7 protein-coding genes are annotated in these 6,788 nt (G+C 48.5%); 4 read left to right on the top strand and 3 right to left on the bottom strand.

Annotation, left to right across the window (positions count from 1 at the left end):
• Positions 1-719: 719 nt before the first annotated feature.
• The 3 genes from EDM54_RS17560 to EDM54_RS26550 form a co-directional block, all read right to left on the bottom strand.
• Positions 720-2,675 carry an electron transport protein gene (locus EDM54_RS17560; protein WP_122958555.1) on the bottom strand — a complete coding sequence of 652 codons (1,956 nt, stop codon included), beginning with the start codon at positions 2,673-2,675 and terminating at the stop codon, positions 720-722.
• A 93-nt stretch (positions 2,676-2,768) separates the two neighbouring features.
• Positions 2,769-3,854, bottom strand: coding sequence for a M42 family metallopeptidase (locus tag EDM54_RS17555; RefSeq protein ID WP_003390371.1), 1,086 nt, complete (start codon positions 3,852-3,854; stop codon positions 2,769-2,771).
• 79 nt (positions 3,855-3,933) lie between these two features.
• The gene (locus EDM54_RS26550) at positions 3,934-4,095 is read right to left on the bottom strand and encodes a hypothetical protein (RefSeq protein ID WP_016696636.1); all 162 of its coding nucleotides are present in this window, start codon (positions 4,093-4,095) and stop codon (positions 3,934-3,936) included.
• Between the two features lie 191 nt (positions 4,096-4,286).
• Between EDM54_RS26550 and EDM54_RS17550 the strand changes: the two genes are divergently transcribed.
• From EDM54_RS17550 to EDM54_RS17540, 4 genes are all read left to right on the top strand, one after another.
• A complete protein-coding gene (locus tag EDM54_RS17550) occupies positions 4,287-4,535 on the top strand; it encodes a YozQ family protein (protein WP_122958554.1) in 249 nt (82 codons plus the stop codon).
• A gap of 120 nt (positions 4,536-4,655) precedes the next feature.
• On the top strand, positions 4,656-4,802 hold the full coding sequence (locus EDM54_RS26545; RefSeq protein WP_155808015.1) for a hypothetical protein: 147 nt from the start codon (positions 4,656-4,658) through the stop codon (positions 4,800-4,802).
• Positions 4,803-4,994: 192 nt separating this feature from the next.
• Positions 4,995-5,180 carry a type Z 30S ribosomal protein S14 gene (locus EDM54_RS17545; RefSeq protein ID WP_003390369.1) on the top strand — a complete coding sequence of 62 codons (186 nt, stop codon included), beginning with the start codon at positions 4,995-4,997 and terminating at the stop codon, positions 5,178-5,180.
• A 145-nt stretch (positions 5,181-5,325) separates the two neighbouring features.
• The gene (locus tag EDM54_RS17540; RefSeq protein WP_122958553.1) at positions 5,326-6,783 is read left to right on the top strand and encodes a flavin monoamine oxidase family protein; all 1,458 of its coding nucleotides are present in this window, start codon (positions 5,326-5,328) and stop codon (positions 6,781-6,783) included.
• The last annotated feature ends 5 nt before the right edge of the window (positions 6,784-6,788 follow it).

Below are 6,788 nucleotides of genomic sequence, written 5' to 3'. Positions count from 1 at the left end.
CGCCCGGATACAACAGCCTCAAATTGGGTTCGTGTACCTCAGGTCGGGATTTTGCCGCCGGCTTCCTTCAGATTCGACCTCGCGGTCGACACCCTTGCCTTGAGCTAACGGTTGGTACAGCCAACCCCCGTTCGGGACTTTCACCCTATAGCTATCGCCCATGCTGGGCGCACCAAAAAAAGCAGCCCTGCGATATGCAGGACTGCACTAATGATCACTTTGGCTATTTGATTGCTGACAAATTCGTAATGATTCTTCTTTATGCTTAAGGCGATAATCGAACCAAGCAATACTTTTGTGTGAGTAAGAGCGTTTGCTTTTTCATCGCTCTTGTACGTTTATCATGATCGATCAGGTTCTTTGTTGAGTGGATCATTGTTTTCTGTCGACTGTATCGGGTCAATGACATCAGGCTTTCGGCCATATGCTTTATTCGTGACCCAGATGGTAATCCAAATAATTAAAATGGACACAATGACCAGAGCTATCAGAAAACCAGTATTCATGAATGAGTTCCCCCATCGGTTTATACTTTTCCACTATTATAAATGTTTTTGGCATGTCCAAATCTGTCAAACTGGTGAACGATCGGTGGACCCGGATTTGTAATCAAACACAAGGACAAACAATGGAACAAAATACCCCATCGTCTGTCCTTTTAGAGCATTCTTCAATGAATCGTTTTACGTGTTGTTTTTGGGGAGGGAAGATGTCCTCGGCTATTGATTCCTGCTCCCCAGGGACAGCAGGTATTGAATCAGCGCATCCTGCTCTTCTTTCGTAAAGCCTGTCGATGAATCCACCCAGAATTCATGTCCGCTTCCGGCAATATGTACGTCTGCAAGCTCCTTCGCGCTTTTGTTTGCAGCGATGACTTTTTGCCGCAGATCTTTATCGATCAGAGCACGCAAACTATTGGCCGGATCGGGTGAAATCCCCTTCGCCAAAGTGCCGGGTACCCCCAATTGCGACAGGTTTGGTCCAACAGCAACTCCGCCATCGTGCAAATAAGGAGCAGTCCATCTTAAGCCGATCAGCCCTTTTACCTTGTATCCCCCAGGTGAATTGCCATGTGCAAACGCTATCTTTAGCTGTTCCGGGTCCAAATGGGCCGTTGGAATGGGAAGCACTTTTGCATCTGGCGGAATGGGAACAGGCGTATCTGGCGTATACAACGATGGAGGACCAAACAGGTTTTGGGTTTTCTTCAGAGCCATTCCGCGGGAAGGTTCCGTCCCAATCTGTTTGGAAGTAAGCACCCGGTTATTGGTAAAGGCTTCCCCCGCATGACAAGTAATGCAGGACGCCCTCTTGAATACATTCTCGCCTAAGACTGTTCGTTTAGAGTCGACTTTTTCCTTATGCTTCGGAGGGGTGATCGTATTCTGGTAGGCTGCCATCGCATTCAGCTGTTCCCCGACTTTGTAGCCTGGTGAACCAATCACCAATCCATCTGGAGCCACGGCTGTCAACTTTGGAAAAGACGGAGGCTTGATCATCTCGTTTACACCAGGAACACCCGGCGTAGGGTCGACTTTGGCAAAAAACTCGGTTGGTTTCAGACCGCTTTTCGGGTCGTAACGGTATTTCGGGTCGGCAGCATTCTGCAATAGCGTCCCCAGATACACTTCTTTATCCAGCCCGAATAATGCCTGGCTGGCCTCGACTTGGGCGAGGGAATCGGAGTTTTGCGCATGAACGTTGTTGCTAAACGCACTTAACCCATGAAATGGCCCGGCAGCAGAAAAGCCGCTCCAGCCATATGGGTGATTTCCTTTTGTGAAGGAATCGGGAATTTGACAGGGATTGCTTGTTAAATCGATCGTCGAATCGATATTTCCCCGAGGCCATTTTACTAAATTTTCGTCCACTGCTTTTTCCAAGGCAGCGGGATCGGGCAAAGGGGACGTTTTCCCATCAGAGGTAGGCACGACACGATCCAATCCGCTCATGTATGCTTTTAGGTTGGCTACATCCGTGTGTGTAAAGAATGCGGTGGAATTCGTCGCCAAGGCGAGGAACAAACCGGCATTCAGATCGGAATTGGGAGCGCCTTCGATGACCATTTTCGTCTCGTGGTCAACGGTCGCATGACAGGCCATGCAACTGACCCCGACTTTCAATTTTCCTTCCGACCACTTAATGGGCAATCCCAGTGGCGCATAAGCTCCCTTGGGAACATCTATGCCGGTATCCACCTTTTCCCCTTTCTTAAAAGACCTTCCCCCTACGGTTACATCATAAGCAAGCTCAACCTGTAAATTTGTCGTTCCCTCCCCTTTTAACTGGAAAATAGCTTTCGCGATATTTGCGATCGTCAAAGGGCCGTCCACAATGCCCATGATATCCGTGAGAAACACTTCATTGCCGAATGTCTCCTGATACAATGTTGTTCGTCCCAATTGCAGCAGACGGCCGTTGACTTCTACAGCGCCATTTTGGGCAGAAAGTCTGCCTGTATGATCATTTGCTTTGTCTTGTACCGTAAACGTCTGTCCCCACAGGTCGTAATACATGACTCCCGTGTTCTGAAAACCATTTGCTTGCGCAGGACGCAAAACCTTGTCCGCAGGCGGAACATAAGCATACTCCGGTTCCCAGCCTAAAACGAAGACGCAACCGGTCGCGAGAAGGGCAATGAGTATGAATATAAGCTTCCCAAAGTGTTTTCTCATGACAGACTCCCTTTTCACATAACCCCACCAACATCGGAATCTCACACTCGCCTGATGGCTACGAACATAAACGGACGATTCACTGGGGGTATCTTATCGCCCCCGCGCATCCATACCCTTTATTTTGCCAACCGTTTCTTCGTCAAGCTTCTTGATCAGGCTGACGAGCAGCTTCACGGCATTGTCCAGATCATCGCGGTGCACGATGGACACATGGCTATGAATATAACGAGCCGGAACGCTGATCACCATGGACGGTACGCCATTGTGTGCCATATGTATTTTTCCGGCGTCTGTACCGCCGCCAGGCATGATATCCGTCTGGTAAGGAATCTTGTTTTCTTTGGCGGTGTCGATGACAAAATCCCGTAGGTTCAAATGCGGAATCATGCTGCTGTCATAAAAGCCAAGTAGCGGACCGGCCCCCAGTTTGGAATGCCCTTCCTTGTGGCTCATTCCGGGTGTGTCGCCTGCTACACCTACATCCAGGGCAAACGCAATGTCTGGAGAAACTTTGTGAGACAGGGTTACTGCTCCCCGCAGTCCTACTTCCTCCTGTACCGTAGCTCCGCAGAATACCGTATTGGGATGCGATTCTTGGCATATTTGCTTGAAAACCTGCAAAGTCACGAAACAGCCTGCGCGATTATCCCAAGCTTTTGCCAAGAGCATTTTGGGATTCGGCAAAACCTCGAACGGACAAATCGGGATGATCGGATCGCCTACCTCGACTCCGAATTCTTCAGCCTCTTCCTTACTGGTAGCACCGATGTCTACAAACATATTGCTGATCTCCAGGACGTTTTTTCTCTCTTCGATCGATAAAATATGCGGGGCCTTTGAGCCGATCACGCCTGTGAGATCACCCTTGCGCGACAGAACCTTTACCCGCTGGGCCAGCATGACGTGCCCCCACCACCCGCCAAGCGGCTGCAGGCGGAGGAAGCCCTCTTTTGTAATATGTGTGACCATAAAGGCCACTTCGTCCATATGAGCAGCCAAAAGAATTTTTGGACCGGCATTCCCGTGTTGACCAACGATGCTTCCCAAATTGTCAGTGATGATTTCTTGAGTCAATGCAGAGAGCTTTTCTTTCATCAAGCGATGTACTCTGACTTCAAAACCGGGAGGGCCTGCCGCCTCAGTCAGTTCCTTCATCAATTGCAGCTCTTTGTCCATTTGTTATCACTCCTCGTGGTAGAATGACCTCTTTTCCATTGAACCTGTCTATGTCCCGCATCACTCCGGCAAGCCAGGTCTACAGTCTGTCATCCTCCCACAGCTTCGCGTACGCTTCGTCCTTTTCATCTGCATTTTCTTTCAAGAAAAGCTCCTTGCCCGAGTATGTCTTTGCTTCCATCGTTTCACCCGTCTCAGGAATCCGTACAGTTTGCACTTCCTGCTTGATTTCCTCAGCCATTGTTTCCTTCTTCCCCTCTGTTCAAATTCGTCATTATACTGTGCGTCATCTGTACTTGTTTTATGCCGGCCGCCCTGGCTTCTCCATTGATCTGAGGATCGACTTTACGCCAGTTTGGACCGTTTTTGCGGCATGCATAATTCCGCTCAAAGTCACCCAATTTAAGGATATCCGCGTAAAGGAGGGATACGATGAAGAACCGCAATGACGAATTGACCAACGCCGCAAACGAGATTGCCGACAAGACATACGAGCCATCTGATTACAGCAGCCGTGCCTTTTCTGAACAGGGATTGGCCATGACCCATGAACAGGTTAGCGATGATTATATGGAAGGTACGAATGATGGGAAAATGGACGAAAATGCTGGCGAGAAAAATCTCGATATTCCTCGGACCGGATACGAGAGTATGTTTGAGGAAGCAGACAGCAATACCTGATCAAAGGCATTGGTTGCATCTTACATAGACAAATTCTTTCATGAATGAATGCCACTCTGCTCATGATAGAAAATGAGGGGAAATAGACTGCCCCTACGCCACAAATACGGGAGTGAGATTATGAACGACAAGGAACTTTTAGTCGAGAGGCTGAAGGCGGAAGGTTTTGCCAAGAGTGCTGAAAAAGTACAGAATGAACCGGAACAAAAGAATGCGGAAATGAAACGGACGACACCTGGGGTCTATAACACCCGGGAATCTGAATAAATTTGTAGTCTGACTGCCATGACTTCCGCAGCGCGCTGCTTGGGGAACGTACGTTCGTGCTGTTCGGCTGGAGCGCTGCCTGCTGCTTACTATTCAACGTCTCCTGTACTTACCACTATCTATTTTTCGTGGATGATGGTACGATAAAAGACTTGCCAACCGAAGGCAAGAATAAAATGTACAGGAGGTTGTATGGCAAAAACATCGATCATCGTCAAGCAACAGCGGACGCCGAAATTCAAGGTGCGGGCATATACTCGATGCCAGCGCTGCGGACGTCCACACTCTGTTCTTCGCAAATTTCAGCTTTGCCGTATTTGCTTCCGAGAGCTTGCTTACAAGGGGCAAATTCCAGGCGTGAAAAAGGCAAGCTGGTGAGGACTGGCTTTGCATAATGATAACGTTTCCTGCTGTCAGGAGACGTTATTTTTTTATTCGTCGTACAGGGAGCTTTGGCATAATCGTGAACCGCAGGTCATAATCGTATAATGCACTTTATTCTGATAAAACAGAGGGGAATTCTATGCCTGTCCTAAACAGTCTTTCTCTTGATCAAATGGTCCGGATCATTCACCACGGTCTGGAACGTTCAAATAAACCTCAAAGGGTATTGATTGCGGGAGCGGGCATGGCAGGACTAGTGGCCGGTTCCTTGTTAAAGGAGGCCGGACATGACGTAACCATTTTGGAAGCATCTCGGCGGGTTGGCGGACGCATTTTTACTGTACGTTCCCCTTTTTCAGAAGGTCACTATTTCGAGGCTGGCGCCATGAGAATCCCGCGCAGTCATTCTCTGACTTTGGCTTATATTCGAAAGTACAAACTGCCGGTAAACAAATTTATCAATCAAACCCCAAATGATTTGATCTATGTAAACGGCGTCAAGACTCGTCGAAGGATCTATGAAAGAAGCCCTGATATCCTGAACTTTCCCGTAGCAAAAAAAGAGAGCGGAAAGACAGCTGAAGACCTAATCCGCCTGGTAGCCCAACCTGTTATAGACTTCATCAGGCAAGATCCTGAAAGAAACTGGCCCAGAATAATCGAGGCCTTGGATCGGTACTCCATGGAGACATTTCTTCGCTACAATCCTCTTGGCCCTTCTCTCACCGCCGAAGCTGTAGATATGATCAAGGTCCTGCTGGCGTTCGAAGGCTTTCCCGAGTTGAGTTTTCTCGAAGTGCTGCGAAACATCATCGCGATTGCACCAGAGTCAGAATTTTATGAGATTACGGGTGGGAATGATCAGCTTCCCAACGCTTTTTTCAATCAATTGAGCGATCACATTTTGTTTTCGATGAAGGTAACGTCCCTTTCGCTGAGCGGCAACTATCTTCGGCTAAGCGCAATCGATACGAACACAATGCAAAAACTGGAGTTCACAGCTGACCGCCTCATCTTGACGATCCCGTTTTCTCTCATGAACTTTATCGAGGTACAGCCCTACGATCTTTTTTCCTATTACAAATGGAAGGCCATTCACCAGCTTCACTACGTATCCTCTACGAAAATTGGCATTCAATTTTCACGTCGTTTTTGGGAAGACGCAGGCATGTTTGGAGGGCAAACGGTTACCGACTTGCCCATCCGTTTTGCCTACTATCCTAGCCATCGTTTCGGGGACGCAGAGGGCGTTGTGCTAGCCAGCTATACATGGGAGGATGATGCGTTGCCCTGGGTAAGCATGAGCAGGCAAGTGCAAGTGGAAGAAGCTCTGGGAGACCTGGCAGAAATTCACGGAGAACAGACAAAGCGATATTTTGTGTCCGGATTTGTCCAGAACTGGGCTTTGCACCCATACTCTGCAGGAGCTTTTTCGATGTTTAAACCGAACCAGGAGAAAGATCTTTCACCCTATATAGCGTTACCTGAAGGGAACATTCATTTTGCCGGGGAACACACTTCTCATTTTCGCAGTTGGATACAAGGAGCCATCGAATCCGGAATTCGGGCCGCTTACGAAGTGAATCAAGCAGACTGACAACT

This window comes from Brevibacillus borstelensis, from assembly GCF_003710865.1.
Classification (GTDB): Bacteria; Bacillota; Bacilli; order Brevibacillales; family Brevibacillaceae; genus Brevibacillus; species Brevibacillus borstelensis.
Note: the sequence above shows the minus strand (reverse complement) of the source record. Positions and strands in the feature narration are given on the sequence as shown.